The 2,334-nt window shown below is 36.5% G+C and carries 2 protein-coding genes and 1 pseudogene; all 3 read right to left on the bottom strand.

The genetic code is table 11. The features are described from left to right. Nucleotides 1-218: 218 nt before the first annotated feature. Nucleotides 219-1,103 carry a type IV secretion system protein gene (locus MCO_RS04845; RefSeq protein ID WP_007552971.1) on the bottom strand — a complete coding sequence of 295 codons (885 nt, stop codon included), beginning with the start codon at nt 1,101-1,103 and terminating at the stop codon, nt 219-221. 227 nt (nt 1,104-1,330) lie between these two features. Next, on the bottom strand, nt 1,331-2,200 hold the full coding sequence (locus MCO_RS04840; protein WP_007552970.1) for a type IV secretion system protein: 870 nt from the start codon (nt 2,198-2,200) through the stop codon (nt 1,331-1,333). A gap of 49 nt (nt 2,201-2,249) precedes the next feature. Then, nucleotides 2,250-2,334: pseudogene (locus MCO_RS10565) on the bottom strand (TrwG protein); the annotation flags it as partial.

Raw genomic sequence — 2,334 nt, 5'->3', positions numbered from 1 at the left:
AAGCCGATAAAAGACTTGTAATCAGAATTGCAATAATGATTTGTTTCATTATAACACTCCTCTTTCTCTACTGTAAATATTGATCTAACATATTATTATCATTATTTCAATTTTGAATAGAAAATATGTGGCTTGTTATTGTTGTTATTTTCTTAATTTCATTTTTGTTTACGGAAGCGATCCTTTACAGCGCTGATATCATCTCCTACGCTAACAGGTTATCTGGTTGTGCGGCTGTTACGTGAAGCAATGCTTCCTGTGGCATTTAATCTCCAAAGATGTCCAAATGTAACGCCTTTTGCCAAAGCACTGGCAATGCTTGATAGTTTGAACAACAATATGATGGAAATAATGGATAAGATGAGAGCACCACCAAGCGCATGGCCTACATTCTGTCGTCCATCGAATTTCAGATCGGACATATAATTTGCAAAGATATTCATCATGAGACTAAATACGGTAGCTAGAAGCACGATGAGAATTGTGTAGCTTAAGATTTGGGCAATCCATTGCTCAAAAAAGCGATAGGTTGGTTGCCAGAGCAAGGTGATGATAAAGAGTGGTCCGAGGCCTACGAGTAATACAAGTGCTATTTTTGCTATTAAAATGAATGCACCGCCGATTGCAGCTAGGAAGCTTGTTGCAAGCAAGATAAGGATACCGAAGAGACCGTACAGCAGTCCATCAGCATTCAAGAAAGCAGCTTCTTCGAAAGCTTCGCTTGCACGTTCGAAGCCTCTTCCAGCGACTTTGTCAATCAAATTGATTAAGTTGTTGTTATCTGGTGTATTGTTTATGAGTGCCTTTGACAAGTCATGAGGCATTTCTATTATAAAATTTGCAATCTCTGGCTGATAAAGTCCTGTAGTTAGTGCAATTGAAGTAATAATGCTTATTCGCAAGCAACGGCTTAAGAATTCAGAGACTGGCATATCTATCGCACCACGCATGACGAGCCATCCATATATGATAAAAGCGATGGTGAGACCGATTGATACGAAAGGAGTAATCGTGATAATTGCTTTTGAGGAAATTTCTGTGACATATGTTTTTGTTGCATTATCAATGTGATTGAAAAGTTGCGTGAACATTATGAAGTTCATAGCATTCCTCTTTAGCGAATTTCTAGTTTTCCATTACCTTGAGATATGGTGTATGTTACATTTACATTTACATAATCAAGATCGGCATTTTATTGGGATTGGGGTGGATTAAATCTTTGTGTGTTTCTTTAGAATATTGAGAGTATACCCGATACTATGTAGTTGATTTCTCCTAAGAGCAGAGGTAAAAATAACTGATCGCTGAGATAAGTCGTTTATAAAAAATATCATCTCATATGTCTTATAGTAGGCATTCCGCTATTTCTACTGTTAAGAATTTGCACATTGCGTTTACGTTGTAATCGGTGAATGAGTGCTTGTTCAATGTTGCGTGAATACGCAATCATTTGTAGTTTTATCGTTTCATTCTGTAGTAAGGCTATCGCACCTTTTATACGTGTCTGCAATTCTGTTATGGCCTTTAGATCTTGCATTTTGTCAAGTTGTATTAAGATCTTACTAAGATAGTGAAAACGATTTTCTATTGCTTCAAAAATCTGCATACTCACGGCTCTATCAATAATTGCGGCATATTGATTTCGTTCATCAATAGCTTCACGCGCCTCATCGATAGAAAAATTGCGCATATAGCTTTCTTTTTGGATTGTTTTTCGGAAGAGTTCGGGAATTTTTTTAGGAAGACTTGTTTGCTCGTCAACATTATAGATAAGGTGCGGATTTAGGAAATAGAATCCTCCATCACGTGATCTTTTTCTAGCGGTTATTGTTCGATTACCGGTTATAGAATTATATATTCGTTCTATGACTCTAGTTTGTTTTTGCAGCAACTCACTATCAGAACTTGAGGAAATAGTACCATCATTTTGTGGGTCATGTTTTCCTTCTACTATATCAAAATTAAACACAATATTTTTAAAATCTGTAGGTTTCTTCTCTGTGTCTACTATTGTTTCTTCTTGTTTCTTCGAAAAGTATCCGCTGCCTAGCGGACCTAGACTACCTCCCATTTTTTCTAGCACTTCATTTATTAGACCTTCGTCCAAATCGTCGTCTGAAGGTATTTCATCTGAAGCTTGTGCTGAACTTGACATCCCAAGAATCACACTTATTACTACTGTAATAATCAGCTTTCTCATATCTTTTCCTTTTAACATATTGCAGAAAGGTTGACAATTATACCCCTAACTTCATAAATTCGCTAATAAGTTCACGTTCCAAACCACGGCTTTCTTCATAATAACTGTTAAGTTTTTCGGCTTTTACTGGTTTA

This window comes from Bartonella sp. DB5-6, assembly GCF_000278115.1.
Classification (GTDB): Bacteria; Pseudomonadota; Alphaproteobacteria; order Rhizobiales; family Rhizobiaceae; genus Bartonella; species Bartonella refiksaydamii.
The sequence above is the reverse complement of the archived record's forward strand: the minus strand, read 5'-3'. Positions and strand labels throughout refer to the sequence as shown.